Raw genomic sequence first — 23151 nt, forward strand, 5'->3', positions numbered from 1 at the left:
GGTCGCGGTCACGCAAGGCCAGAAGGTCAACCCTGGCGACCTGCTGCTGACCATCGAGGCCATGAAGATGGAAACCGCCATCCATGCCGACCGAGCCGGCGTGATCAAGGCGCTGCATGTCCGGCCGGGCGAGCAGATCGACGCGAAAGACCTCATGATCGAGATGGAGTGAGACAATCGGCCGGGGCGCGACAGGCGCCCCGGCCGCAACCCCGTGTTTCAAGGCGCGCGGCGGCGGCATCGCAGTCCCGAAGCGCAGGCGGACAGGATGACTGCCCGGGCGGGAGCCGCCTTTCGCTGCGGCCCGCCCCCTTGGCCACCCGGCAGGACATCGCCCCTGGGACCGACGCGAGACGGAGCCGCACGGAAACGACCGGCACCTTGCGCGGTCGGGCGGGATCGAAGCCTCCGGCCCGGTCCTGCGGCAAGGCGAAGACCGCCCGCCCCTTGCGTGCCTGCGGGACGCTGCCGCCCGTAGCCCGACCGGCAGGACGAATGGCTTCAGTCCACGGCGTTCTGGAAGCCGCCGATCAGCCGACGCAGCCCGAATGTGGCGCCAGCCGCGATGGCGATCAGCGTGACGGGGCCGGACCATGCCAAGGCGGCGAAAGCCGAAACCCCCTGGCCGACCGAACAGCCCATCGCCACCACGCCGCCGGCGCCCATCAGCGCCGCGCCGCCGACCTGCCGGCCAAGCTCGCGGGGATCCTCGCAAGCCTCCCATTTGAACAGGCCGCGGATCATCGAGCCGATCAGCGCCCCGGCCATGACGCCGACGACCGAGCCCACGGAAAAGGTGATCCCGCCCGCGGTCGAGGTCATCAGGTAGATCAGCGTCCGGCCCACCGGCGCGGTAAAGGAGGGCCCCTCGATCTGCACCGCGCCAAGGCTGTGATCGTAAAGCCAGCTGGTGCCGAAAAAGCACCAGCTGACCGCAAGGCCCGCAGCCGCGCCCCAGGCGATCATCTGCGGCCTTGCCCGCAGCGGCGCATATCCCAGCCCCCAGGCCAACGCCGCGACACCGAACAGCACCACCGTAAGCGGTGCCGGCAGGCCAAGCAGGCCAAGGTCGTGGACGATGCCTTGCGGGCCGCTTGCCTCGGGCTGGGGGAACAGCAATACGCGCAGCGGCGCCAGCGGCCCGGACAGGACGATGAAGCCGATGATCGCCATCACCACCACCACCACCAGCGAGCGCAGGTCGCCGCTGCCGAAGCGCACCAGCGCGCCGAAGCCGCAATTCCCGGCCATGGCCATGCCATAGCCGAACACCAGCCCGCCGACGATCGAGGCCCAGGGGTTCCACTGGATCGTGTGATAGAAGCTGTTCTCCAGCTCGATCCAGCCGATCAGGGCCAACGCCTGCGTGGTCAGGATCGCCACGCCCAACACCACCCCCCAAAGCCGCAGCCGCCGGGCATCCTTGCCATAGACCGCCGATTCCAGCGCGCCGAGCGTGCAGAAATCCCCGAGCCGGGCGGCAAGTCCCAGCACGATCCCGCCTGCCAGCCCGACCAGGGCGGCCAGCACTCCATAGGGCAGCTCATCCATCGCGTCTCTCCCATCCCCGCGGAAGTCCTGTTCCGCGGCCTCCCGGTGCCGCCCCTGCCTCCCCGCGGGTCAGCAATCCGTCTCGAACAGCTTTTTCAGAACGGCAAGCAAGTCAACGACCTTGGGATCGAGGATCGAATAAAAGATCGTCTGACCGTCGCGCCTGGCGCTGACCAACCCCTCGTGGCGCAGCCGCGCCAATTGCTGACTGACCACGGCCTGCCGCGAGGACAGCAGGTTTTCCAGCTCGGTCACGCTTTTCGGGCCGCTCATCAGATAGCACAGGATCATGAGGCGGCCGTCATGGCCAAGCGCCTTCAGAAAGGTCGAGGCATCGTTCGCAGCCTTGATCAGCGCGTCGAAATCAGCTTCCTGTTCCGGTTCCTGCCGGATGTTCTCGATACCGCCCAAGGGCTCATCCCCATTCCCTTCTTTCCTAAATGCCGGGTAAGCCGGCGCGCGGCAACCCCAACCGGAGGACTGGGCCAATTTATCGCGGATCCAGGGCGCGGGGATCATTGCCCCGGCTCGGCCTGACCGATCAGCCTGGCCAGCATGGGCCAGAAGAAATCCTCGCCCGGATAGCCTTCCAGGCGCCCGGATTCGACGTCGCCGGCCATCAGCACGAAGGTGGGCGTGAAGGTCACGGGCCGGGCAAGTTCCAGGCCCGGGGGTAAGGGGTCGCGCATCTGCAGCCGCTGCACCGGCGCCGCCCTGCCCTCGTCGGTCAGCGGATATTGCGGCGCGATCTCGGCGTCCCAGCGCGCGCAATAAAGGCAGCCGGGCTGTTCGAACATCAAGAGCCGCAGCTCTGCCGCCCCAGCCGGCCATGCCGCGGCAAGCAGCGCCAGCAGCAGGGACCTGGGCAGGGGGATTCCACAACGGGATTGACGCCATAATTTGAACATAGGAATATTCTAATATAACGCCGGCGGCCGGGCAAGCATCGGCAGCCCGGCAGCACGCGGGGGGAGCCGATGCTTGATGTCACCTATGGCGGGGCCGCGCTGGCGGGGCTGCTGTCCTTTCTCTCTCCCTGCATCCTGCCGATGGTGCCGTTCTACCTGTCCTACATGGCCGGGGCGTCGGTGCGCGAATTGCGCGACGGCGGCGCCGTGGCGGCAAGAGCGCGCCAGCGGATGGTTTTGCGCGCGCTGGCCTTTGCCCTGGGCGTGACCACGATCTTCCTGATGCTGGGCCTGGGCGCCACGGCGCTGGGTCAGGCCTTCGCGCAATGGAAGGGAACCCTGTCCTGGGTGGCGGCCGGGGTGCTGGTCCTGTTCGGCCTGCATTTCCTGGGCGTGCTGCGGATCGGCCTGCTCTATCGCGAGGCGCGGGTGCAGACCGAGGCCAAGCCCTCGACCCTGATCGGCGCCTATGTGATGGGGCTGGCCTTCGGCTTTGGCTGGACGCCCTGCGTGGGACCGGCGCTGGCGGCGATCCTGATGGTGGCCTCGGGCATGGGCGAGTTGTGGCGCGGCGGGCTGCTGCTGGTGGTCTACGGCCTGGCGATGACCCTGCCCTTCGTGCTGGCGGCGTTCTTCGCGGCACCGTTCCTGTCCTGGGTCGCGCGGCACCGCGCGGTGATGGGGCATGTGGAAAAGGCCATGGGGGTGATGCTGATCGTCTTCGGCATCCTGATCGCCACCAATTCCGTCAATGCCATCGCCGACTGGATGATTCGCAACTTCGACTGGACAGCCACGCTTACCTGAGAGGAGCCCGACCATGAAACCGATCCGCGCCCTGGCCGCCTGCCTGCTGCTGGCGGCAGCACCCGCAGCCGCCGCCGAAATCGGCGACGACGGCCTGCACAAGCCCACCTGGCTGCGCGAGACCTTCAAGGATCTGCGCGAGGATCTGGCCGAGGCCAATGCGCAGGACAAGCGCCTGCTGATCCTGGTCGAGCAGCGCGGCTGCATCTATTGCGCCGAGATGCACGAGAAGGTCTTTCCCGACCCCGAGATCGATGCGCTGATCCGCGACGGCTATTTCGTCGTGCAGATGAACCTGTTCGGCGATGTCGAGGTCACGGATTTCGACGGCACCGCCCTTTCGGAAAAGGACATGGCCGTGCGCTGGGGCGTCATGTTCACGCCGACGATGATCTTCCTGCCCGAAGAGGTGCCGGCAGAGAAGACCGCCGCCCAGGCGGCCGTGGCGATGATGCCGGGCGCGTTCGGCAAGGGCACCACCAGCGCCCTGCTGACCTGGGTGCGCGCGCATGGCTATGAAAATGGCGAGCATTTTCAAAAGTTTCTGGCGCGGGAGCTGGAGCACAAGAACTGAGTCATCCCTTTCGAACAGGCATACATATAAATATTCAAAAATTGCTATATTTCTGTTGTAAGGATCGGCATCCATTCGCTATCATCACCCCAGGGAGAGCACAGGGAGGACAGCATGAGCAGCCATCTATGGTATGCGTCGGTAGTGGCCATGGCCATTGCCACGCCTGCCATCTGTGAAACGGCACCTAAGGAAGTGGTCTATGTCGAAGGCGCGGTCGAGGCTTCCCTGACCGGCGCCCCAGGCAACCCCGAGGAAGGGGTGCGGATCATGACCACCAACGCGCTTGGCAACTGCGTGGCCTGCCACCAGATCGGGGCGCTGCCGGACGTCGAGTTTCCGGGCACCATCGCCCCGCCGCTGGACGGCGCAGGCGATCGCTGGACCGAGGCCCAGCTACGCGGCATCGTCGCCAATGCGAAGATGACCTTCGAGGGCACCTTCATGCCGGCCTTCTACAAGGTGGACGGCTTTGTCCGGCCCGGCGACGGCTTTTCCGGCAAGGCCGGGGCCGAGCCGCTGGCCCCCATCCTGAACGCGCAGCAGATCGAGGATGTCGTGGCCTTCCTCGTGACGCTGAAGGAATGACGCCTGATCTCTACAGGCTCGACAATCCAAGGAGAACGACATGATCCTTTCAAGACGCGAGGCGCTCTGGATCGGCTTTGGCGGGCTTGCCGCCGCCGCCCTGCCGGGCAAGGCCGTGATGGCGAGCACCGTTGACGAGTTGACCGTAGCCTTCACCGGCGGCGCTGCGACGGGCGAAGGCGGGCTGACCCTGACCGCGCCCGAAATCGCCGAGAACGGCAATACCGTGCCGATCGAGGTCAAGGCTCCGGGCGCGGTGGCGATCATGCTGCTGGCCGCGGGCAACCCCGAGCCGGCGGTCGCCACCTTCAACTTCGGTCCCGCCGCCGCCGACCAGCGCGCCGCCACCCGCATCCGCCTGGCCCAGACCCAGGACGTGATCGCCCTGGCGAAGATGGCCGATGGCTCGGTCGTGAAGGCCCAGACCACCGTCAAAGTCACCATCGGCGGCTGCGGCGGCTGAGTCCAGTAACAGGAGATTACGATGGCAGATGATGCAAAGCCCCGCGTGAAGGTTCCGAGCTCGGCCAAGGCCGGCGAAACGGTCACCGTCAAGGCGCTGATTTCGCACAAGATGGAATCGGGCCAGCGCAAGGATGCCGATGGCAAGCTGATCCCGCGCTCGATCATCAACCGCTTCACTTGCGAGTTGAACGGGGTGAACGTGGTGGACGTGGCGATCGACCCGGCGGTCTCGACCAATCCCTATTTCGAGTTCGACGCCAAGGTCGATGCGGCCGGAGAGTTCAAGTTCACCTGGTATGACGACGACGGCTCCGTCTACGAAGACGTGAAGCCGATCGCAGTCGCCTAAGCGCCGCAACATCCAGATCCAGGGAGGAGACGCGATGCCGCGCTTTACCAAGACAAAAGGCACCTTGGCCGCCACGGCCCTTGGCCTCGCCCTAGCGGGCGCGGCCTTCGCGGACCCGGTCGAGGACGGGCTGGTCATCGAAACCGACAGCGGACCGGTCGAGATCGTGACCAAGACCGCACCGCCCGCCTTTCTGGCCGATACGTTCGACACGATCTATTCCGGCTGGCACTTTCGCGACGACAGCACGCGGGATCTTGAGCGGGACGATTTCGACAACCCCGCCATGGTCTTCGTGGATCGCGGCCTCGACAAGTGGAACGCGGCCATGGGCGTCAACGGCGAAAGCTGCGCCAGCTGCCACCAGGGGCCTGAATCCATGGCCGGCCTGCGCGCCGTCATGCCGCGGGTCGACGAGCATACCGGCAAGCTGATGATCATGGAGGATTACGTCAACGCCTGCGTGACCGAGCGGATGGGCCTGGAGAAATGGGGCGTCACCTCGGATAACATGAAGGACATGCTGTCGCTGATCTCGCTTCAGTCGCGCGGCATGGCGGTCAACGTCAAGATCGACGGTCCCGCTGCCCCCTATTGGGAACATGGCAAGGAGATCTACTATACCCGCTATGGCCAGCTGGAAATGTCCTGCGCCAATTGCCACGAGGACAATGCCGGCAACATGATCCGCGCCGACCACCTGAGCCAGGGCCAGATCAACGGCTTTCCGACCTATCGCCTGAAGGATTCGGGCATGGTGACGGCGCAGCACCGCTTCGTCGGCTGCGTCCGCGACACCCGCGCCGAGACCTTCAAGGCCGGCTCGGATGACTTCAAGGCGCTGGAGCTTTACGTCGCCTCGCGCGGCAACGGCCTTTCGGTCGAAGGCGTCTCGGTCCGGCACTGAAGCCTTGCGGCCGCCGGCCCAGCCGGCGGCCCGTTCCTTACCAATCGAAAGGGCAATGCTTCGGCGCGCCTTGGCGCGACGGGAGAGTCTTGTCCGAAACGCACAGGAGTAACCGGGGCATGATTACCCGACGTGAGTTCATTCAGGTCGCCATGGCCTCCTCGGCCCTGGTCGGGGCCTCGGGTTTCGGGACATGGTCGCGGGTGGCGGCGCAGCAGGCGCTGACCCAGGACCAGCTGCTGCAATTCGACGATTTCGGCAATGTGACGCTGATCCATGTGACCGACATCCACGCCCAGTTGAAACCGATCTATTTCCGCGAGCCCGAAATCAACATCGGCGTGGGCGACGCCAAGGGCCAGGTGCCCCATGTCACCGGCGCCGAGTTCCAGAAGATGTTCAGCATCGCGCCCGGCTCGGGCGATGCCTATGCGCTCAGCTACCCGGATTTCGAGGCCTTGGCGCGCGGCTATGGCCGGATGGGCGGCATGGACCGGGTCGCGACCGTGGTCAAGGCGATCCGCGCCGCCCGGCCCGACTCGATCCTGCTCGACGGCGGCGACACCTGGCACGGTTCCATGACCTCGTTCCTGACCAAGGGACAGGACATGGTCAATGTGATGAACGCGCTTGGCGTCGATGCCATGACCAGCCATTGGGAATGGACCTATGGCACCGAGCGGGTCAAGGAAATCGTCGAGACGCAACTGAAGTTTCCCTTCCTGGGCGCAAATATCTTCGACGTGGAGTGGGACGAGCCGGCCTTCGAGCCCTACAAGATCTTCGAGCGCGGCGGCCAGCGCATCGGCGTCATCGGCCAGGCCTTCCCCTACATGCCCATCGCCAACCCGAAATGGATGTTCCCCGAATACAGCTTCGGCATCCGCGAGGAACGGATGCAGCAGGTCGTGGACGAGCTGCGCGCCGAGGGCGTCGACCTGGTCGTGGTGCTGTCGCATAACGGCTTCGACGTGGACAAGAAGATGGGCGGCCGGGTCAAGGGCATCGACGTGATCCTGTCGGGCCATACCCATGACGCGGTGCCCGAGCCGATCCTGATCGGCGAGACGATCCTGATCGCCACCGGCTCGAACGGCAAATTCGTCAGCCGCGTCGACCTGGACGTGCGCGACGGCAAGATGATGGGCTTCCGCCACAAGCTGATCCCGATCTTCTCGGACGTGATCACGCCGGATGCCGACATGGCCGCGCTGATCGACGCCGAGCGCGCGCCCTTCAAGGCGCAGCTCGAGGAAAGGATCGGCACCACCGAAAGCCTGCTCTACCGCCGCGGCAATTTCAACGGCTCCTGGGACGACCTGATCTGTGACGCCATCCGCACCGAGCGCGACGTGCAGATCGCGCTGTCGCCGGGCGTGCGCTGGGGCACCACGCTCTTGCCCGGCGACGCGATCACGCGCGAGGACATCCACAACGTCACCTCGATGACCTATGGCGCGGTCTACCGCACCGAGATGACCGGCGAGACGCTGAAAACCGTGCTGGAAGACGTGGCCGACAACATCTTCAACACCGATCCCTATTACCAGCAGGGCGGCGACATGGTGCGCGTGGGCGGGCTGGCCTATGCGATCGACGTGTCCAAGCCGATGGGCAGCCGGATCGGCGCCATGGCGCTGGCCGACACGGGCGAGGCCATCGAACCTGCGAAATCCTACACAGTCGCCGGCTGGGCTTCGGTCAACGAAGGCACCGAGGGCCCGCAAATCTGGGACGTGGTCGAGGCGCATATCCGCAAGATCGGCACCGTCCGCCTGCAACCCAACACTTCGGTCACCGTGACCGGGGTCTGACAATCACGAAGGAGCGTTCGCCCATGAAAGACGAGCTCACCAAGGACGGCAAGGACGCCGTCGGCACCTCGCGCCGCGCCTTTCTGCGCGGGGGTGCGGTGGCCGGTGCCGGCCTTGTCGCCGGTGCCGGGCTGGCCCGCGCCGCCGGAACCCCCGACCCGCTGATCACCGAGATCCAGCCCTGGGCCTCGGAATTCGGCGAGGCCGTCGATGCCCATCCCTACGGCTTGCCGATCCATTTCGAATCGCATGTGAAGCGGCAATATGTGGAATGGCTGACCGAAAGCCCGGTTTCCTCGATCAACTTCACGCCGATCCATGCGCTGGAAGGCACGATCACCCCGCAGGGCTGCGCCTTTGAACGCCACCATTCCGGTGCCATCGAGCTGAGCAAGCAGGACTACCGGCTGATGATCAACGGGCTGGTGGAAAAGCCGCTGGTTTTCACCTTCGAGGATCTGCTGCGCTTCCCCCGCACCACCACCACCGCATTCTGCGAATGCGCGGCAAACGGCGGCATGGAATGGGGCGGCGCGCAGCTGGAGGGCTGCCAGTATACCCAGGGCATGATCCACAACATGGAATATGTCGGCGTGCCGCTGTCGGTGCTGCTGGCCGAGGCCGGGGTCAAGCCCGAGGGCAAATGGCTTTACGCCGAGGGCGCGGATGCCTCGTCCAACGGCCGTTCCTTCCCGATGGAAAAGGTGATGGACGACGTGATGCTGGCCTTCTTCGCCAATGGCGAGGCGCTGCGCAAGGAACATGGCTATCCCGCCCGCCTGGTCGTGCCGGGCTGGGAGGGCAATATGTGGGTGAAATGGGTCCGCCGCCTGGGGATCTATGACAAGGCTGTGGAAAGCCGCGAGGAGACCTCGAAATATACCGACCTGATGCCGGACGGCCGGGCACGGAAATGGACCTGGGTGATGGATGCGAAATCGGTCATCACCTCGCCCAGCCCGCAGGTGCCCATTCGCCACGGCAAGGGGCCGCTGGTGATTTCGGGCCTGGCCTGGAGCGGCAATGGCCGCATCACCCGCGTCGATGTCTCGCTGGACGGCGGCAAGAACTGGACCACGGCGCGGATCACCGGCCAGGCCCTGCCCAAGGCGCTGACCCGCTTCCATCTCGACATCGACTGGGATGGTTCGGAAATGCTGCTGCAATCGCGCGCCGTGGACGAGACCGGCTATGTCCAGCCGACCAAGGATGCGCTGCGCGCCATCCGCGGCCGCAACAACGTCTATCACAACAACGGCATCCAGACCTGGTGGGTCAAGGCCGACGGGGAGGTCGAGAATGTCGAAATCGCTTGAGCTGTTCCTGGGCTCGGTGCTGGCGGCCTCGGTGCTTGCCGGCCCGGCCATGGCCGACAAGCTGGGATTGGGCCGCGAGGCCCTGCCCGAAGAGATCAGCGCCTGGGACACCGCGGTCCTGCCCGACGGCCAGGGGCTGCGCCCCGGTTCGGGCGATGTCGCGACGGGGGACGCGCTTTTCGCCGACAACTGCGCCTCGTGCCATGGCGATTTCGCCGAGGGGCTGGACAGCTGGCCGGTGCTGGCGGGCGGCGACGGTAGCCTGACCGATCCGCGCCCGGTCAAGACCATCGGCAGCTACTGGCCCTATCTCTCGACGGTCTATGACTATGTCCACCGCTCGATGCCCTTCGGCTCGGCGCAGACCCTGTCGGTGGACGACACCTATGCGATCACCGCCTTCCTGCTTTATTCCAACGGGCTGGTGGAGGACGATTTCGTCCTGACGCACGAGAACTTCACCCAGGTCGTGCTGCCCAATGCCGAGGGCTTCTATCCCGACGACCGCGACCAGACCGAATATCCGCTGTTCTCGAAAGAGCCCTGCATGACGGATTGCGCGGTCGGGGTCGAGATCACCAAGCGCGCGGTCGATCTGAACGTGACGCCCGAAGATCCCGACGGACGCCCGGCCGGCAGCATGCCCGACCTGGGCGCGGCCGCCGCACCGGCCGAACCTGCCGAGCCGGTCGAAAAGAAGGCCGAGGCCGCGCCGGCCGAGGCACCCGCCCCCGCCGCCGCGCCCGAGGTCGTGGTCAAGGCCGCCGCCATGGCGCCGGAAGCCCCGGCCCCGGCAGGGGCCGCCACCGCCGCGGACCCGACGCTGCTGGCCGAGGGCGAAAAGGTGTTCAAGAAATGCGCCGCCTGCCACAAGGTCGGCGACGACGCCAAAAACGGCACCGGCCCGTTGCTGAACGGCATCGTCGGCCGGGCCGCGGGCGACATCGAGGGCTTCAAATATTCCAAGCCCCTGCTTGCCATGGCCTCGGAGGGGCTGGTCTGGGACGATGCATCGCTGCACGCCTTCCTGGAAAACCCCAAGGGTTTCATGAAGGGCACCAAGATGTCCTTTGCCGGGCTGAAGAAAGAGGATGAGCGCGCCGCCGTCATCGCCTATCTCGCCACTTTCGCCAAGTGACGCATGAGACAGCGCAAACTCCTGTCCGCGCTGTTCACGGTTGCCGCGGCCGGTGCCACACCGGCCGCAGCCGAGGAAATCGGCGATACGGTTCATGGAGCGGTCCTGTTTCGCAAGGAATGCGCGATCTGCCACCGGATCGGCCAGGACGCGCGCAATGCCGTCGGCCCAAGGCTGAACGGCGTTTTCGGCCGCCGTGCCGCCGCTCTTGCCGATTTCAACTATTCCAGGGCCATGAAGCGCAAGGGCAATGATGGCCTGACCTGGACCCTGGAAACGCTCGACGCCTATATCGAGAACCCCAAGGCCCTGGTGACAGGGACGCGCATGTCTTATCGCGGCCTGGCCGATCCCCAGGCGCGGGCCGATCTGATGGCCTATATGCGCGACCATTCCGACCGGCCCCAGGACATTCCAGAGGCCGAGCCCACCGCGCGGCGCAACGCGCCGGTGCTGTCCGAGGAGGTTCTGGCCCTGCGCGGGGATCCCGAATTCGGCGCCTATCTGTCGGCGGAATGCACGACCTGCCACCAGCGCGACGGCTCGGACCAGGGCATCCCCTCGATCGCCGGCTGGCCGCAGGAGGATTTCGTGGTCGCGATGCACGCCTACAAGCAGAAATTGCGGCCGCATCCGGTGATGCAGATGATGGCCGGCCGGCTCAGCGAGGAAGAGATCGCGGCGCTGGCGGCCTTCTTCGCCACGCTCGAATGACCGAAAAGCGGCCGGCGCCATGCGCCGGGCCGTTCATCAGGGAGGAGAAAAAGATGATCCTGACGAGACGATCGCTGATCGCGGGCGCCACCGCCGCCACCGGGCTGCTTTATGCGCCCGTCGTCCTGGGACAGGGCAAGCCGAAGGTCGTCGTCATCGGCGGCGGCGCCGGCGGCGGCACCGCGGCCCATTACATGGCCAGGGATTCCCAAGGCGCGCTGGACGTGACCCTGGTCGAGGCCAATCCGGTCTATACGACCTGCTTCTTCTCGAATCTCTATATCGGCGGGTTCCGCGATTTCGAAAGCCTTCAGCACGGCTATGACAAGCTGTCCGCCGCCGGCGTCGCCGTCGTCAACGACACCGCCGTCGCCGTGGATCGCGCGGCGCGGACCGTCACTCTGGCGGGCGGGCAGGTGCTGCCCTATGACCGGCTGGTGCTGTCGCCCGGCATCGAGTTCAAGCCGGATTCGGTCCCCGGCTGGTCGCTGGAGGCGGCCGAGATCATGCCCCATGCCTACAAGGCCGGGCCGCAGACCCAGCTGCTCCGGCGCATGATCGAGGCGATGCCCCAGGGCGGCGTCTTCGCCATGATCGCGCCCCCCAACCCCTATCGCTGCCCGCCGGGCCCCTATGAGCGGGTCAGCATGGTCGCGCATCTGCTCAAGCAGACCAATCCGACCGCCAAGATCATCGTGCTGGATCCCAAGGACAAGTTCTCCAAGCAGGCGCTGTTCGAGGAGGGCTGGGGGAAACATTACAATGGCATGGTCGAATGGATCGGCCCCGAATTCGGCGGCGGCGCCGTCGAGGTGCGCCCAGACAGCATGGAGGTGCTGGTCGAGGGCACGGCGCAAAAGGTCGATTGCTGCAACGTGATCCCGGCCCAAAGCGCCGGCCGGATCGCCGCCATCGCCGGGCTGACCGACGAGAGCGGCTGGGCCCCGGTGCATCCCGACAGCATGAAGTCGCGGATGGACGAGAATGTCTGGATCCTGGGCGATTCCAGCGCCCAGGGCGACATGCCCAAATCCGCCTTCTCGGCCAACAGCCAGGCCAAGGTCGCCGCCATGGCGATCCGGGGCGAGCTGACCGGGTCGCGGGTGTTCCCGGCCAAGTATTCCAACACCTGCTGGTCGCTGCTGGCCCCCGATGACGGCATAAAGCTGGGCGCGTCCTACCAGCCGAACGGCGACCGGATCGCCAGCGTCGAGAACTTCATCAGCAACACCGGCGAGGATGCCGCGCTGCGCAAGCTGACCTACGAGGAAAGCCTCGGCTGGTATGCGGGCATCACCGCCGACATCTTCGGCTGAACCGGAAGGAGAACCCCATGCACCTGAGCCGCCGCCATTTCCTTGCAACCTCTGCCGCTGCGCTGGCCTTGCCCTACGGGCGGGCCTGGGCCGCCACCACCGTCGCCATGGGTCCGGTGCGGATCGACAGCCTGTCGGACGGGCATCTGGAATTGCCGCTGGACTTCGCCTTCGCCGACCTGCCCGAGGCCGAGGTCTCGGCCCTCATGGCCCGGCACGGGCTGGCGGCGGGCGGGCTGACGCCGCCCTGCAACCTGACGCTGCTGCGCGACGGCACCAACACGGTGCTGTTCGACCTGGGATCGGGCCCGGACTTCATGCCGACCGCCGGCAAGGTGATCGAGGCACTGGAGGCGCTGGGGCTGAAGCCCGAGGACGTGACCCATGTGCTGATCACCCATGGCCACCCCGATCACCTCTGGGGCCTGCTGGACGAGTTCGACGAGCCGGTCTTTGCCCAGGCCGAATACATGATCGGCCAGGCCGAGTTCGACTATTGGATGGATCCCGCCACCGTCGAGAGCATCGGCGAGGAACGCGCCAGCTTTGCCATCGGCGCCTCGCGCCGGCTGGAGGTGGTGGCCGACAGCATCCGCAAGCTCGCCGACGGCGAAGAGGCCCTGCCCGGCATCACCGCGCGGCTGACCCCCGGCCATACCCCCGGCCACCTGGCCTATGAGATCGCGACGCCCGAGGGCGCGCTGATGGTCGTTGGCGATGCGATCGGCAACCACCACATCGCCTTCGAGCGCCCGGACTGGCCCTCGCCCTCGGACCAGGATCCGCCGCTGGCCGCCGCCAGCCGCGTCGCGCTGCTGGAGCGGCTGGCGGCGGATGCCATGCCCTTCATCGGCTACCACCTGCCGCAAGGCGGCATCGGCCGGGTCGAAAGGACCGAGACCGGCTATCGCTTCACGGGAGAGATCTGATGCGCCGCCTGATCCTTTGCCTAGTCGCCGCGCCCGCCTTCGCCGCGCCTGCCTTCGCCTCCGAGGACATCCCCGATCAATACCCGCAATCCGTGCTGTATTCGAAGCCGGTCGAGGTGATCCCGCATGTCTTTTCGGCCATCGGCGCCACCGCGCCGCCGACCTATGACAATGCCGGGCACAACAACAACCTCAGCTTCATCGTCACGGATGAAGGGGTGATCGTGGTCAATTCCGGCGCCTCGTGGAAACTGGCCGAGGCGCTGCACGCGGAAATCCGCGCCGTCACCGACCAGCCGGTCAAGCTGGTCATCAACGAAAACGGCCAGGGCCACGCCATGCTGGGCAACGGCTATTGGGCGGCGCAGGGCGTGCCGATCCTGGCGCATGCAGAGGCCGCCGCCGAATTCGCCGACGGCGCGCCGCAGGATCTGGCCGGCCTGCAGAACTATGCCCGCGAAAGGGCCGAGGGCACGGTCATCGCCCATCCGACCGAGACCTTCACCGACCGCAAGGACATCACCATGGGCGGCGTCGCCATCGAGGTGCTGCACCTGGGGCCCGCGCATTCGCCCGGCGACACCCAGGTCTGGATCCCGCAATGGTCGATGATGATCGCCGGCGACATCGCCTTTCACGAGCGCATGCCGCCGATCTTCGAGGGCACCTGCACCTCGTGCTGGATCGAGACATGGGAGACGAAATTCGCGCCGCTGGCCCCGGCCTATGTCATTCCCGGCCACGGCCATCCGACGAACCTGGCGCAGGTCGCGCGCTATACCCGCGACTACCTGGTCGATCTGCGCGAAAAGATCGGCGCGCATATCGAGGAGGGCGGCGATCTGGGCGGCGCCTATTACGTCGACCAGTCGCGCTGGTCGCGGCTCGATACGTTCGAGGAACTGGCGACCAAGAATGCCGGCGTGGTCTTTGCCGAGATGGAGTTCGAATAAGACTGCGGCCGGCCGGGCACCTGCCCTGCCCGGCCGCACGGGGGCGCCGGGTTACATCCCGTGCATCTTGGCCTTGTCCAGCTTGTAGCTCCAGGGCAGGCCCGCGTTCTTCCAGCCGTTGACGCTGCGGGTTCCGGCCAGCGGTCCGTCCTTGGCAAGATCGCCCTCGAACCCGTCCGTCACCGACCAGACATTGCCGAAACCCGCCTTGGCCAGCTCGTTGGCCGCCTTGGCGCTGCGGTCGCCCGACCGGCAGATCAGGACGATGGCCGCGTCCTGGTCCAGGCCCTTGGCCTGCAACCGGGCCCGGACCTCGTCGATGAAGCCGGGATTGCTTTCCATCTTGAAGGTCGCGCGCTTGTCGTCCCAGGCGGGCGAGGCGGGCTGGATCATGTGGGGCACGTTGGCATCCGCAACGGTCGCCATGCCGACAAAGGCCACCTCGCCGGGCGAGCGCACGTCAAGAAACAGCACCTCCTGCGGGGACTGCACAACCTTTTCATAGGCTTCGGCCGCGGTCAGATACAGCTTCTGCACCGTCTGCTTGTTTTCGGGCAAGGCCGCCGCATCATCGGCCCAGGCCGGCGCCAGGGGCGACAGCGCCGACAAGGCCAGGCCAAAAAGAATGGCACGCATGTGAAATCCTCTCCTGCTTATATAGCAAGATACGAATATACGACTCAAGCGATATTACGAAGTGATTTCATGCGCCCGGCCGGCATTTTCCGGGCCCCGCCTTTTTCCGGCCCCCGCCCGGTCACGCCGTCGCCCGATGCGCGGATTGATCCACCAGCCAGTCGGTGATGACGGCGCCGATCCACATGCAGAGCAGCGCCAGCCAGGCCGTCGCCACGAAGATCGAGCCGCCCGAGACCCCGGCGCCGATGGCACAGCCCCCGGCCAGCATGGCGCCGAACCCCATCAGCGCCGCCCCCAGCATCGAGCGCCGCATCTGCCCCTCGCCCTCGAAGCCCTGGAACTTCAGCCGCCGCTTCAGCGCCGCCGACAGAAAGGCGCCGGCAAAGACGCCCGGCACCAGGCCGATGTCGAAATCCAGCACCGGGCTTTCGGTCAGGAAGAACATCAGCGTGCTGGCGGAAGGCCCGGAAAAGGTGGCCGAGGTCACGCTGACCGGCTCGAAGGCCTGCTGCGACAGGGAAAAGGTCAGCACCCAGCCAAGCGCCACCGCAAAGCCCACGCCCGAGGCAAAGATCAGCACCGGCAGGCCGATCCGGTTCGCCCGCGCCAGCCAGAGCGCCAGCACGGCAAAGCCGATGCCGACCAGGATGGCCCCGGATTCGCGCAGCGGCAGCGCCATGAGCAGGCTGACGTTGCGCCCGCCCGGCGTGGTCCACAGTCCCGCCAGTTCCTGCCGCAGGGGGGCCAGCCAGCCATGCAGCGCCATCTGCGCCACCACCGCGAAGATCAGCCCCGACACCAGCGAGCGCAGGTTCCCCGTCGCCGCCAGCACCAGCAGCCGCCCCGAACAGCCCCGCGCCAGCACCATGCCCGCGCCGAACATCAGCCCGCCGATCATCGCGCCCGACCAGCTGCCGGTGACGGCCATCATCCGCGCCTGCTCGGTGCGGAACAGGCCCAGAAGCCCCGCCCCCTGGACCCAGATCACCGCGGTCGAAAAGGTCAGCAGCCAGACCGCAACCTTGGGCCCCAGGCTGCCGCGGGCGAATTCCACCGTCGCCGCGCGCAGGCAAAAGGACGACCGTTCCGCGGAAAAGCCGAAAACGGCCCCGACCAGAAGGCCGAAGATCGCGGCCAGTTGCGGCTCGGGAACATGCTCAAGCAGAAGGTCGAGATCCATGGCTGCCTCCCTATTTTCGACATATGGCCCCGGCCGCCGCGGCCGCACCTTGACATGGATCATATGCCGGCGAAAGCCGAACCATCAACGCGGCGCGGGGCCTCCCGCCTGGCTTGTCGCCGATGACCCACGCGAGGCATGAATGCAAGGCGATTTTCCAGGCGTGCGGCCGGAAAGGTCAAGCGCCGCGCTTTCCGGATCAGGCCGATCGGGATCGCATGACCGGCCGCATGATCGCGGATATGCCCGCATGCCGGCACAAAAGAAACCAGGCAAAGGTGCGGAATGACAATGCGCCGCCAGCAGCCCGGCCAAAGCAAAATTGGACAATTGCCGGGATTAAGATCGCGTGAACGCATAAGCCGCAGCCGCGATTTGCGAAGGGCGTGAAATACCCGATGGCGCCAAGGGGCCGGTCGAAAAAGCGCGAGGCTGGATCTTGATATACCGACCGGCTGGCAGCTATTTTCGGACGATCCGCGCGGTGCCTTCGCCGGCCGCCGTTTCCGGCACGAATGCCGCAAGGCGCCAATCGCCATATCAAAGGAACTGCAAATGACCGAATTTGATCCGAATGCCCTGTCGCTGGCCGAGCTGAAACAGCTGCGCAAGGATGTCGAAAAGGCGATTGCCAGTTTCGAAGCTCGCCGCAAGGCCGAAGCCCGCGCCAAGGCCGAGGAGGCCGCGAAACAATTCGGCTTTTCCCTGTCGCAATTGATCGAGACGGCAGCGCAGCGTCCCGCGGCCGCGCCGAAATATGTCCACCCCGAGAATCCCGATCTGACCTGGAGCGGGCGCGGCCGCAAACCGCGCTGGATCGCCGAAGGATTGGCCGCCGGCAAGACGCTGGACGATTTCGCCATCTGAACGGCACTCCCACCTGTCTGGCGGATCGAGCCAAAACTTTTGCCCGACTCGGGTCAGATGGGGTATTCGGCTGGCGCCCCACCTCCCTTCCCGCTCGTCATGAGGTGCTGCGCTTCGGGCCGATGGTAGAGCGTGGTCTGTGAGAAGCAGCCACCAGCATCAGGGAAGGAAGCGCAGCACGAAGCTACAATGCCGGACTGGATGTATCGGTAAAAGAGACCGCGATCTGCATCCTCGACGAGGTGGCCGGATCTGTCGGGAGTTCAAAGTCCTTAGCCACCCGGAGGACATCTCTCGCGCCTTGAATGGCGTGGGTGCCCGGCTTGAGAGGGTCGGGCCGGAAGCGGGCCCGTTATCCCAATGGCTGTCCGAGGGCCTGGCCAAGGCCGGCCTTCCGGCGATCTGCATCGAGACGCGCCACGCCAAGGCTTTCCTCAAGGCGCAGGTGGACAAGATCGACCGCAACGACGCGCGCGGGATCGCCCAGATGATGCGTGTCAATCTGTATCGCCCGTTGCATGTGAAGACCGTAGCCAGCCAGAAGCACCGCGCCCTGTTGCGCAACTTTGGCCTCAAGGTGGGCACTGTTGATGCGGGACGGTTTGAAGCGCGAGTGAAGGATCTCATCGAGGCCCTGCCGGACCTGGAAGAGGTGTTCAGCGTCTTGCCGGCCGCAAGACGGAAGGTCCGGGAGGCCTTCTCCCAGCTGCACCGCAAGGTGATGGATATTGTCAGGGACGACACCGTCTGCCTGCGCCTGATGTCGATCCCTGGTGTTGGGCCGGTGACATCACTTGCCTTTCTCAGCACGATTGACATCCCGGCACGCTTTCGCAGATCCCGGGCCGTCGGGCCTTGCAGTTCAAAGGGGGCGCGGACGGCTGATCGGGTGCACCAGAGGCGGGCTGAGCTTCGAAGCTGCGCGTCCTGGCCGATGCCAGGGGTCGCCCGATCCGGATGCTTCTGTCGGCTGGCCAGGCCTCCGGCTACATCGGCGCAAGGGCGCCGCTCTCGCAGATCCTGCAGGCCGGGGCGCTGCTCGCAGACCGCGGCTACGATGCCGACTGGTTTCGCAATGCCCTGATCGAAAGAGGCATTGCGCCATCCATCCCCTCCCGCATCGGCCGGAAAGCCCCGATCCCGCACGACGCCAGCCTCTATCGCCTGCGCCGCCGGATCGAAATCATCTTCGCACGTCTCAAGGACTGGCGTCGGATCGCAACCCGCTACGATCGCCGCCCCATCCTGTTTCTCTCGGCCTGCGCCCTCGCCGCGACCGTCATCTATTGGTTGTGAGACCTGGCCGTAGCGCCCTTTCGCTCGCCCGGTCGAAACGGGCCTGGGCATCATGGATCGCGCCGATATTCGCCATCGCCCATTCCGCCAGCGCGCAGACCGGCTTGCGCAGCGAGCGGCCAAGCTCGGTCAATTCGTAATCCACGCGCGGCGGAATGCTGGGCGTCACCGTGCGCGACACCAGCCCGTCGCGCTCCAGCCCGCGCAGGGTCAGCGTCAGCATGCGCTGGGAAATGCTGGGGATCTCGCGGCGCAATTCGCTGAACCGCCTGGGCCCCTCGGCCAGGACCGAAACGATCAGCAGGCTCCATTTGTCGCCGATCCGCTGCAGGACGGCGGCAAAGGCGCGGCAGCCGAAACTGTTGGGGTCATGCATCTGGTTTCTCCGGGTTCCTGGCCGTGACCGGGTCACAGCCATGTAACTGCGGCACAGGATTGTGCCTTCTTGCGGGGGTCTTGCCGATGGTTATCTAAGCAGCCTCAGTATAAATTCCATACCTAGGAGGCAAAAGTGACCATCCTGCATATCGACAGCAGCATCACCGGCGACAACAGCGTCAGCCGCATCGTCAGCCAGGCGATCATCGACCGGCTCGCCGAGGCCCGGCCCGGCACCCCCGTCATCCGCCGCGACCTTGCTGTCGCGCCGCTGCCGCATCTGACGCTGGATGCGCTGGCCGACACATCGGTCCTGGACGAGTTCCTGGCCGCCGAGACGGTGGTGATCGGGGCGCCGATGTACAACTTCACCCTGCCGAGCCAGCTCAAGGCCTGGATCGACCGCATCGTCGTGGCCGGCAAGACCTTCCGCTATACCGCCGAGGGGCCGGAGGGGCTGGCCGGCGGCAAGCGGGTGATCGTCGCCCTGGCGCGCGGCGGCTTTTACAGCGACGACGCGCGGGTGGCGCTGGAGCATCTGGAAAGCTACCTGCGCTCGGTCTTTGCCTTCATCGGCATCGAGGCCGAATTCGTGATGGCTGATGGCGTCAGCATCGGCCCCGATCAGCGCCAGGCTGCCATTGACCAGGCGCTTGGCCAGACCCGGATGCTTGCCGCCTGAAGGCTGCGCCGCCCGCCCCTTAGGGCAGGCGGCGTATCGCCGGCCAGTAATCGGCCAGCCACAGCAGGAAGGCCGCCGCCCAGAACAGCGCCGCGAGCAGATGCAGCGGGCCGGGCGGCCAGGGCATCAGCCCCATCTCGGGCAGGGCGCGCAGCAGTACCGCCGCGCCGGCCAGCACGAAGGCCGCGCGGGTCTGCCAGTTCAGGCCCAGCCCCTGCCCGGTATGGAACCGCCCGGCGATCGCCAGCACCGCCAGCACGCCCAGGCCCAAGCCCCCCATCAGCGCCAGGTGCAACGGCCCGGCCTCGGCCCAGGGTGCGCCCAGGGCTGCGGCGCCCAGCCCCAGCAGACCCGCCCCGGAAAATCCCGCCGCCGCCATCAACACCATGATCTCGGCGCGAAACGCCTCGGGACCGACAAAGCCCTCGGCCATCCGGTCCATGAAGGCGGCGCCGGCAGCGATCCAAAGAAAGCCCGCAACCGCCGGCGACAGGCCCGCGACCTGCCCGATCAGCGCCAGCGCCACCAGCCCGGCCGACAGGTTCAGCCGCCCCGGATGCGGCCGGAAGGGCGAGGTGCTTTCGCTGGGATCCAGCACGATATTCGTCACCGGCACGGTGATGCGCGCCAGCGCCAGGGAAAGCAGCCCCAGAAACACCAGCCCCGCGATGCGCAGCCATTCCGCCGCCGGTTCCGCCTGCCCCGCCAGCATGGCCATGCGCGCCATCAGCCCGGCCAGCGTCAGAGCGAAAAGCCAGCCGGCAAAGCTGAGCAGCCGGGTGCTGCGCTGCTCCAGCGAGACTTTCAGGAAATAGGCCAGCAGCAGCACCAGCCAGGCCAGCTCCGCCGCCGTCGCCGGCAGGATCAACGCATCCGCCCCCAGGAGCCCGGCGATCCGCGCCAGGCCCCAAAGCCCCGCCAGCACCCAAAGCGGCCGCCCGCGCAGGCGCGGCGTGTCGGTCCATTCCGGCGCGGCGGTGGTCAGAAAGCCCAGCAGCGCCGCGCCCCAGGCGCCAAAGATCATCTCGTTCGCATGCCAGATCCCGGGCGGGATCTGCCGCGCAAAGGGCAGGTCGAAGGACCAGAGCGCCACCCAGAGCAGCGGCCACAGCGCCGCATGCAGCGCCGCAAGCGGAAAGAACAGCCGGAAGCCTTCGTCGGCCAGCACGCGATGCAAAGAGGGCTTCATGGGCGCAGCCGTTCGTCTATGTCGTGGATATGCGCAAACAGCGGGTCGGCGGTCAGGTAATGCTGGCGCAGGGCAAAGATCGCCGCCTCGTCGCGGGTTCCGGGACTGCCGGGCGGCAGGCGCTCGCCCGCGATGCCGCGCCCGCCGGCGTCCAGCACCAGGATGCGGTGGCTGATGCGGATCGCCTCCAGCAGGTCATGGGTGATGAACAGCGCGGCAAAGCGCGCCGAGGCGGCGGCCTCGATCACCAGATCCTGCATCCGCCGCTTCAGCGCCACGTCCAGCGCGGTGAAGGGCTCGTCGAAATAGATGAAATCCGGGTCCGTCACCAGGGCGCGGGCGATGGCGGCGCGCTGGCGCATGCCGCCCGAAAGCTCGGACGGGTATTTCCCCAGATCCTCGGGCAGCAGGCCGGCGCGCAGGGCAGCATCGGCGATCATCTGCCGCCGCATCCGGCGCGGCGCGCGCGACAGGCGCAACGGAAAGCCGATATTGCCGGCCGCCGTCGCCCAGGGCATCAGCCGCGGCTCCTGGAAGATCATCGCGTGGCGCAGGTAGTTGCGCGCGATGCGCCCCTCGCGCGGCTCGACCAGCCCGGCGGCGATATGCGCAAGCGTGGACTTGCCCGAGCCCGACGGCCCGACCAGCGCCACGATCTCTTGCCGGGCAACGCCCAGCGTGATGCCCTCCAGCACGGTGCGGCCGAAAAAGGCATGGCCGATGCGGTTCAGTTCCAGCAGGCTCATCGCTTGACGCCCCAGGGCGCGGCGGCCTCGCGCCAGCGTTCCAGCTCGGCCCGGACCGGGCGGATCAGCACATATTCGACCGCGATCAGCGCGGCGACGGCCAGGCTGACCCAGGCCAGCGCCTCGGCGATGTCCAGCATGGCCCGCGCCCGCGCCAGCGCGCCGCCGATGCCGCCGGCATTGGCCAGCAACTCGGCCATGATCGCGACCTTGAAGGCCGAGCCGAGCGCCAGGATCAGCGCCGGGAACAGCTGCGCCGAAATCTGCCGGGCCGAGACGAACAGGAAGCGCCGCAGCGGGCCGGCGCCAACGACCCGCGCCATGTCGTCCAGGCCGCGGTCGCGCGTCACCACGCCCTCGACCGCGCCGACGAAGACCACCGGCGTCGCCGAGATCAGGATCGTCACCGCTACGGTCAGGTCGGAGGGACCGAACCAGATCATCGCCAGCACGATCCAGGCGATCGGCGGCACGCCCAGAAGCAGGGTCAGGATCGGCCGCGACAGCCGCAGCGTAGCCGGGGAATAGCCCGCCACCACCCCGAAAAGCGTGCCGATCAGCGTGCAAAGCCCGAAACCGGCCAGCGCGCGGGCGGTGGTCAGCGCCAGCAGTTCCTGCGCCCTGCCCTCGCGCAACAGCCGCGCCGCGGCGGCCAGCGTGTCCAGCGGCGCGGTCAGGATGAAATCGCCATAGGCCTCGTGCCCGGCCTGCCACAGCGCGCCGATCAGCGCCAGGCCCGCCAGCCCGGCCCAGGCCGACCACAGGAACCGGCCCAGCCGCGCCAGCCGGTCCAGACAGGCCGAAAGCAGGCTCACAGCAGATAGAACCCGTCGTCGGGCAGCTTGCCGCCGATGATCGCGGCATCGGTTTCCGCCATCAGCGACAGGATCGCCTCGATGGCCGGGCGCGCCTCGCCGGCCGGGCGCACGGCCAGCCGGGAATGCGGCACCGACAGCGCCAGGATCGGGGCGGGCATGTCCAGGGCGCCGGCGGCTTCGGTCGCGGCCCGCACCGGATCGGCCAGCACCTCGGCATTGGCCCGCGCCAGCGCGGCCTGCAACGGCGCCAGCAGCTCGGCGCCGCCGGCCATGAAGGCGTCGGTCGCGGCCAGCCCGGCCTGCGGCAGCAGCGGGCCGACATCGCCCTGCCTGCCCCATTCCTCTTGCAGGTCGATCACCCGCGCGAAAGCCTTGCCCGCCGCCCTGCCGCGCATGATCGCGACGCTGGAGGCCGGCTCGCTGAGCAGCGCCGCCTCGATCTGGCCGGCCAGAAGCATCTGCGCCGCCTCGATGGGGCTGCCGACGGGCAGCAGGTCCACCTTATCGGCGATGCCCTGCCGCGCCAGCAGCGCGCGCAACACGAAATCGGGCGTGTCGTTGACAAAGGGCACGGCCAGGCGCCTGCCCTCCAGCCCGGCCAGATCCGCGACCGCGCCGGATTGCGCCACGATGAACAGCAGCCCGTCGGTCATGGTGTTGACCAGCCGCAGCCCCATGCCGCGGTTGTAAAGGTTCGCCGCGACCTGCACCGGCACCACCGACAGGTCGATGGTCCCCGAGGTCAGGCCGGCGCGCAACTCGTCCGGGCTGCGCCATACGGTCAGCGATACCTCGGCCGACAGATCCTTCAGCGCGCCGCTGGCGACGGCATGGGCCAGGGTGATGCTGGGCCCGGCGGGGGGGCCGAACAGCGCCAGGCGCGCCAGGGGTGCTGCGCGCAGGACGGCGGGCGCCGCCAGCGCGGCGGCAAGCGCGCCCGCCCCGGCAAGCAGGGCGCGGCGCGAGGGATGGCGAGGGATTGGGGACATGTCTGCCCTCCTGGCAGGCGCAAGATGAACGGGGATCG

Annotated in this window: 27 protein-coding genes and 2 pseudogenes; 18 read left to right on the forward strand and 11 right to left on the reverse strand. The window is 67.0% G+C overall.

What is annotated here, in order from left to right; all coding sequences use genetic code 11:
- Positions 1-172, forward strand: a 172-nt coding sequence (locus tag ACDP63_RS15175; RefSeq protein ID WP_409928210.1) for a biotin/lipoyl-containing protein, incomplete at its 5' end; no start/stop codon positions are given.
- A gap of 329 nt (positions 173-501) precedes the next feature.
- Here the strand turns inward: ACDP63_RS15175 and ACDP63_RS15180 are convergent.
- The 3 genes from ACDP63_RS15180 to ACDP63_RS15190 all read right to left on the reverse strand — a co-directional run bounded on the left by ACDP63_RS15180 (position 502) and on the right by ACDP63_RS15190 (position 2348).
- The gene (locus ACDP63_RS15180; RefSeq protein ID WP_024845869.1) at positions 502-1551 is read right to left on the reverse strand and encodes a YeeE/YedE family protein; all 1050 of its coding nucleotides are present in this window, start codon (positions 1549-1551) and stop codon (positions 502-504) included.
- A 69-nt stretch (positions 1552-1620) separates the two neighbouring features.
- Positions 1621-1944 (reverse strand): ArsR/SmtB family transcription factor, encoded by a 324-nt coding sequence (locus ACDP63_RS15185; RefSeq protein ID WP_231486941.1) that lies wholly within the window; start codon positions 1942-1944, stop codon positions 1621-1623.
- A 122-nt stretch (positions 1945-2066) separates the two neighbouring features.
- Positions 2067-2348 (reverse strand): thioredoxin family protein, encoded by a 282-nt coding sequence (locus tag ACDP63_RS15190; RefSeq protein WP_231493225.1) that lies wholly within the window; start codon positions 2346-2348, stop codon positions 2067-2069.
- 180 nt (positions 2349-2528) lie between these two features.
- On the opposite strand from ACDP63_RS15190, the gene ACDP63_RS15195 reads away from it, so the two are divergent.
- The 13 genes from ACDP63_RS15195 (at position 2529) to ACDP63_RS15255 (ending at position 14329) form a co-directional block, all read left to right on the forward strand.
- On the forward strand, positions 2529-3266 hold the full coding sequence (locus ACDP63_RS15195) for a cytochrome c biogenesis CcdA family protein (RefSeq protein WP_024845872.1): 738 nt from the start codon (positions 2529-2531) through the stop codon (positions 3264-3266).
- A gap of 13 nt (positions 3267-3279) precedes the next feature.
- A complete protein-coding gene (locus ACDP63_RS15200) occupies positions 3280-3840 on the forward strand; it encodes a SoxW family protein (RefSeq protein WP_028710431.1) in 561 nt (186 codons plus the stop codon).
- Positions 3841-3954: 114 nt separating this feature from the next.
- The gene (soxX, locus tag ACDP63_RS15205) at positions 3955-4428 is read left to right on the forward strand and encodes a sulfur oxidation c-type cytochrome SoxX (RefSeq protein WP_024845874.1); all 474 of its coding nucleotides are present in this window, start codon (positions 3955-3957) and stop codon (positions 4426-4428) included.
- Between the two features lie 40 nt (positions 4429-4468).
- Positions 4469-4891: a thiosulfate oxidation carrier protein SoxY gene (soxY, locus tag ACDP63_RS15210; RefSeq protein WP_409928204.1), complete on the forward strand. Its 423-nt coding sequence runs from the start codon at positions 4469-4471 to the stop codon at positions 4889-4891.
- Between the two features lie 21 nt (positions 4892-4912).
- On the forward strand, positions 4913-5242 hold the full coding sequence (gene soxZ / locus ACDP63_RS15215) for a thiosulfate oxidation carrier complex protein SoxZ (RefSeq protein WP_024845876.1): 330 nt from the start codon (positions 4913-4915) through the stop codon (positions 5240-5242).
- A 34-nt stretch (positions 5243-5276) separates the two neighbouring features.
- The gene (soxA, locus tag ACDP63_RS15220; RefSeq protein ID WP_024845877.1) at positions 5277-6149 is read left to right on the forward strand and encodes a sulfur oxidation c-type cytochrome SoxA; all 873 of its coding nucleotides are present in this window, start codon (positions 5277-5279) and stop codon (positions 6147-6149) included.
- A gap of 119 nt (positions 6150-6268) precedes the next feature.
- Entirely contained in the window at positions 6269-7963 is a 1695-nt protein-coding gene (gene soxB / locus ACDP63_RS15225) for a thiosulfohydrolase SoxB (protein ID WP_024845878.1), read from the forward strand.
- 23 nt (positions 7964-7986) lie between these two features.
- Positions 7987-9279 carry a sulfite dehydrogenase gene (soxC, locus tag ACDP63_RS15230; protein WP_024845879.1) on the forward strand — a complete coding sequence of 431 codons (1293 nt, stop codon included), beginning with the start codon at positions 7987-7989 and terminating at the stop codon, positions 9277-9279.
- Entirely contained in the window at positions 9263-10417 is a 1155-nt protein-coding gene (locus tag ACDP63_RS15235) for a c-type cytochrome (protein WP_024845880.1), read from the forward strand. Before soxC ends, ACDP63_RS15235 begins: the two co-directional genes overlap by 17 nt.
- 3 nt (positions 10418-10420) lie before the next feature.
- Positions 10421-11131, forward strand: a complete 711-nt coding sequence (locus ACDP63_RS15240; protein ID WP_024845881.1) for a c-type cytochrome — start codon at positions 10421-10423, stop codon at positions 11129-11131.
- Positions 11132-11184: 53 nt separating this feature from the next.
- A complete protein-coding gene (locus ACDP63_RS15245) occupies positions 11185-12447 on the forward strand; it encodes an NAD(P)/FAD-dependent oxidoreductase (protein ID WP_024845882.1) in 1263 nt (420 codons plus the stop codon).
- Between the two features lie 17 nt (positions 12448-12464).
- Positions 12465-13376, forward strand: a complete 912-nt coding sequence (locus ACDP63_RS15250) for an MBL fold metallo-hydrolase (RefSeq protein ID WP_024845883.1) — start codon at positions 12465-12467, stop codon at positions 13374-13376.
- Positions 13376-14329 carry an MBL fold metallo-hydrolase gene (locus tag ACDP63_RS15255; protein WP_024845884.1) on the forward strand — a complete coding sequence of 318 codons (954 nt, stop codon included), beginning with the start codon at positions 13376-13378 and terminating at the stop codon, positions 14327-14329. The genes ACDP63_RS15250 and ACDP63_RS15255 overlap by 1 nt, the downstream gene beginning before the upstream one ends.
- 51 nt (positions 14330-14380) lie before the next feature.
- Here the strand turns inward: ACDP63_RS15255 and ACDP63_RS15260 are convergent, their stop codons facing one another.
- Both ACDP63_RS15260 and ACDP63_RS15265 read right to left on the reverse strand, forming a co-directional pair.
- Positions 14381-14965 (reverse strand): rhodanese-like domain-containing protein, encoded by a 585-nt coding sequence (locus ACDP63_RS15260; RefSeq protein WP_028710432.1) that lies wholly within the window; start codon positions 14963-14965, stop codon positions 14381-14383.
- Positions 14966-15086: 121 nt separating this feature from the next.
- Positions 15087-16148, reverse strand: a complete 1062-nt coding sequence (locus tag ACDP63_RS15265) for a YeeE/YedE family protein (RefSeq protein ID WP_024845886.1) — start codon at positions 16146-16148, stop codon at positions 15087-15089.
- A 555-nt stretch (positions 16149-16703) separates the two neighbouring features.
- On the opposite strand from ACDP63_RS15265, the gene ACDP63_RS15270 reads away from it, so the two are divergent.
- Positions 16704-17015: an H-NS family nucleoid-associated regulatory protein gene (locus tag ACDP63_RS15270; protein WP_024845887.1), complete on the forward strand. Its 312-nt coding sequence runs from the start codon at positions 16704-16706 to the stop codon at positions 17013-17015.
- A 352-nt stretch (positions 17016-17367) separates the two neighbouring features.
- On the opposite strand, the gene ACDP63_RS15275 is transcribed toward ACDP63_RS15270, so the two are convergent.
- On the reverse strand, positions 17368-17727 hold the full coding sequence (locus tag ACDP63_RS15275; RefSeq protein ID WP_028710433.1) for a hypothetical protein: 360 nt from the start codon (positions 17725-17727) through the stop codon (positions 17368-17370).
- Positions 17728-17775: 48 nt separating this feature from the next.
- Here ACDP63_RS15275 and ACDP63_RS15280 point away from each other — a divergent pair.
- A pseudogene (locus tag ACDP63_RS15280) lies at positions 17776-17820 on the forward strand (hypothetical protein); the annotation flags it as partial.
- Between the two features lie 64 nt (positions 17821-17884).
- Positions 17885-18311, forward strand: a pseudogene (locus tag ACDP63_RS15285) (IS5 family transposase); the annotation flags it as partial.
- On the opposite strand, the gene ACDP63_RS15290 reads toward ACDP63_RS15285, so the two are convergent.
- Positions 18295-18687 carry a winged helix-turn-helix transcriptional regulator gene (locus ACDP63_RS15290; protein WP_028710435.1) on the reverse strand — a complete coding sequence of 131 codons (393 nt, stop codon included), beginning with the start codon at positions 18685-18687 and terminating at the stop codon, positions 18295-18297. The pseudogene ACDP63_RS15285 and the gene ACDP63_RS15290 overlap by 17 nt on opposite strands.
- A 135-nt stretch (positions 18688-18822) precedes the next feature.
- On the opposite strand from ACDP63_RS15290, the gene ACDP63_RS15295 reads away from it, so the two are divergent.
- Entirely contained in the window at positions 18823-19371 is a 549-nt protein-coding gene (locus tag ACDP63_RS15295; RefSeq protein ID WP_024845174.1) for an FMN-dependent NADH-azoreductase, read from the forward strand.
- Between the two features lie 19 nt (positions 19372-19390).
- Here the strand turns inward: ACDP63_RS15295 and ACDP63_RS15300 are convergent, their stop codons facing one another.
- From ACDP63_RS15300 to ACDP63_RS15315, 4 genes are read right to left on the reverse strand one after another with little or no spacing between them, the layout of a single operon-like run.
- The gene (locus ACDP63_RS15300) at positions 19391-20560 is read right to left on the reverse strand and encodes an NnrS family protein (protein ID WP_024845173.1); all 1170 of its coding nucleotides are present in this window, start codon (positions 20558-20560) and stop codon (positions 19391-19393) included.
- Positions 20557-21306 carry an ABC transporter ATP-binding protein gene (locus ACDP63_RS15305; RefSeq protein WP_024845172.1) on the reverse strand — a complete coding sequence of 250 codons (750 nt, stop codon included), beginning with the start codon at positions 21304-21306 and terminating at the stop codon, positions 20557-20559. Before ACDP63_RS15305 ends, ACDP63_RS15300 begins: the two co-directional genes overlap by 4 nt.
- On the reverse strand, positions 21303-22121 hold the full coding sequence (locus tag ACDP63_RS15310) for an ABC transporter permease (RefSeq protein ID WP_051419688.1): 819 nt from the start codon (positions 22119-22121) through the stop codon (positions 21303-21305). Before ACDP63_RS15310 ends, ACDP63_RS15305 begins: the two co-directional genes overlap by 4 nt.
- Complete coding sequence (locus ACDP63_RS15315; protein ID WP_024845170.1) at positions 22118-23113, reverse strand: ABC transporter substrate-binding protein; 996 nt, start codon at positions 23111-23113, stop codon at positions 22118-22120. The genes ACDP63_RS15310 and ACDP63_RS15315 overlap by 4 nt, the downstream gene beginning before the upstream one ends.
- Positions 23114-23151 lie beyond the last annotated feature (38 nt).

Origin of the sequence: Paracoccus sp. P2 (assembly GCF_046335115.1) — a bacterium.
Classification (GTDB): domain Bacteria; phylum Pseudomonadota; class Alphaproteobacteria; order Rhodobacterales; family Rhodobacteraceae; genus Paracoccus; species Paracoccus pantotrophus.

What these genes read in the sequence shown, in the direction of transcription:
- ACDP63_RS15180 (WP_024845869.1), bottom strand. Translation starts at nt 1,551, where the DNA reads ATGGATGAGCTGCCCTATGGAGTGCTGGCCGCCCTGGTCGGGCTGGCA.
- ACDP63_RS15190 (WP_231493225.1), bottom strand. Translation starts at nt 2,348, where the DNA reads ATGTTCGAACAGCCCGGCTGCCTTTATTGCGCGCGCTGGGACGCCGAG.
- ACDP63_RS15195 (WP_024845872.1), top strand. Translation starts at nt 2,529, where the DNA reads ATGCTTGATGTCACCTATGGCGGGGCCGCGCTGGCGGGGCTGCTGTCC.
- ACDP63_RS15200 (WP_028710431.1), top strand. Translation starts at nt 3,280, where the DNA reads ATGAAACCGATCCGCGCCCTGGCCGCCTGCCTGCTGCTGGCGGCAGCA.
- soxX (WP_024845874.1), top strand. Translation starts at nt 3,955, where the DNA reads ATGAGCAGCCATCTATGGTATGCGTCGGTAGTGGCCATGGCCATTGCC.
- soxY (WP_409928204.1), top strand. Translation starts at nt 4,469, where the DNA reads ATGATCCTTTCAAGACGCGAGGCGCTCTGGATCGGCTTTGGCGGGCTT.
- soxZ (WP_024845876.1), top strand. Translation starts at nt 4,913, where the DNA reads ATGGCAGATGATGCAAAGCCCCGCGTGAAGGTTCCGAGCTCGGCCAAG.
- soxA (WP_024845877.1), top strand. Translation starts at nt 5,277, where the DNA reads ATGCCGCGCTTTACCAAGACAAAAGGCACCTTGGCCGCCACGGCCCTT.
- soxB (WP_024845878.1), top strand. Translation starts at nt 6,269, where the DNA reads ATGATTACCCGACGTGAGTTCATTCAGGTCGCCATGGCCTCCTCGGCC.
- soxC (WP_024845879.1), top strand. Translation starts at nt 7,987, where the DNA reads ATGAAAGACGAGCTCACCAAGGACGGCAAGGACGCCGTCGGCACCTCG.
- ACDP63_RS15235 (WP_024845880.1), top strand. Translation starts at nt 9,263, where the DNA reads ATGTCGAAATCGCTTGAGCTGTTCCTGGGCTCGGTGCTGGCGGCCTCG.
- ACDP63_RS15240 (WP_024845881.1), top strand. Translation starts at nt 10,421, where the DNA reads ATGAGACAGCGCAAACTCCTGTCCGCGCTGTTCACGGTTGCCGCGGCC.
- ACDP63_RS15245 (WP_024845882.1), top strand. Translation starts at nt 11,185, where the DNA reads ATGATCCTGACGAGACGATCGCTGATCGCGGGCGCCACCGCCGCCACC.
- ACDP63_RS15250 (WP_024845883.1), top strand. Translation starts at nt 12,465, where the DNA reads ATGCACCTGAGCCGCCGCCATTTCCTTGCAACCTCTGCCGCTGCGCTG.
- ACDP63_RS15255 (WP_024845884.1), top strand. Translation starts at nt 13,376, where the DNA reads ATGCGCCGCCTGATCCTTTGCCTAGTCGCCGCGCCCGCCTTCGCCGCG.
- ACDP63_RS15260 (WP_028710432.1), bottom strand. Translation starts at nt 14,965, where the DNA reads ATGCGTGCCATTCTTTTTGGCCTGGCCTTGTCGGCGCTGTCGCCCCTG.
- ACDP63_RS15265 (WP_024845886.1), bottom strand. Translation starts at nt 16,148, where the DNA reads ATGGATCTCGACCTTCTGCTTGAGCATGTTCCCGAGCCGCAACTGGCC.
- ACDP63_RS15270 (WP_024845887.1), top strand. Translation starts at nt 16,704, where the DNA reads ATGACCGAATTTGATCCGAATGCCCTGTCGCTGGCCGAGCTGAAACAG.
- ACDP63_RS15290 (WP_028710435.1), bottom strand. Translation starts at nt 18,687, where the DNA reads ATGCATGACCCCAACAGTTTCGGCTGCCGCGCCTTTGCCGCCGTCCTG.
- ACDP63_RS15300 (WP_024845173.1), bottom strand. Translation starts at nt 20,560, where the DNA reads ATGAAGCCCTCTTTGCATCGCGTGCTGGCCGACGAAGGCTTCCGGCTG.
- ACDP63_RS15305 (WP_024845172.1), bottom strand. Translation starts at nt 21,306, where the DNA reads ATGAGCCTGCTGGAACTGAACCGCATCGGCCATGCCTTTTTCGGCCGC.
- ACDP63_RS15315 (WP_024845170.1), bottom strand. Translation starts at nt 23,113, where the DNA reads ATGTCCCCAATCCCTCGCCATCCCTCGCGCCGCGCCCTGCTTGCCGGG.